This is a genomic window from Xenorhabdus kozodoii, assembly GCF_002632875.1.
Taxonomy (GTDB): domain Bacteria; phylum Pseudomonadota; class Gammaproteobacteria; order Enterobacterales; family Enterobacteriaceae; genus Xenorhabdus; species Xenorhabdus kozodoii.
Genome location: NZ_NJCX01000117.1, coordinates 1 through 442, shown reverse-complemented (window position 1 = coordinate 442; position 442 = coordinate 1). Strand labels below are relative to the sequence as shown.

Annotated in this window: 1 protein-coding gene; it reads left to right on the top strand. The window is 54.3% G+C overall.

The genetic code is table 11. The features are described 5' to 3' along the window. Positions 1 to 349: phage terminase small subunit P27 family (locus Xkoz_RS19390; protein WP_244183535.1), on the top strand; the 349-nt coding region annotated here is incomplete at its 5' end. Between the last annotated feature and the right edge of the window lie 93 nt (positions 350 to 442).

The window sequence follows — 442 nt, the reverse complement described above, 5'->3', positions numbered from 1 at the left end:
CAAACATTTCGGAAAAATGGGCAGGTACTGGCACGAACGGATCGCAGCGGAACTGGATAAAGTCGGCGTACTCACGAACCTTGACGCCAAAGCCCTTGAGTTGCTGATTGAAGCCTACGTCGAATACCGGACGCACTGCGAAACACTGGAGAGCGAGGGTTACACCTACCGAACCGGTCAGGGGTTAATCAAAGCCCACCCCGCGGCAGGCATGAAAGCCGATGCGTGGAAACGCATTCATGCCATGTTGAGCGCGTTTGGTATGTCACCGTCCAGTCGTTCTAAAGTCAATATGGCCGGGGAAGACAAAGCCGATCCCCTGGCTGAGCTGTTACAAATGAGAGATTAAGATGGCTAAAGTATCAGATGGCATTCGCTATGCCGAACGGGTCGTTGCGGGTGAGATTGTGGCCGGGGAACTGGTCAGGCTGGCTTGTCAGCG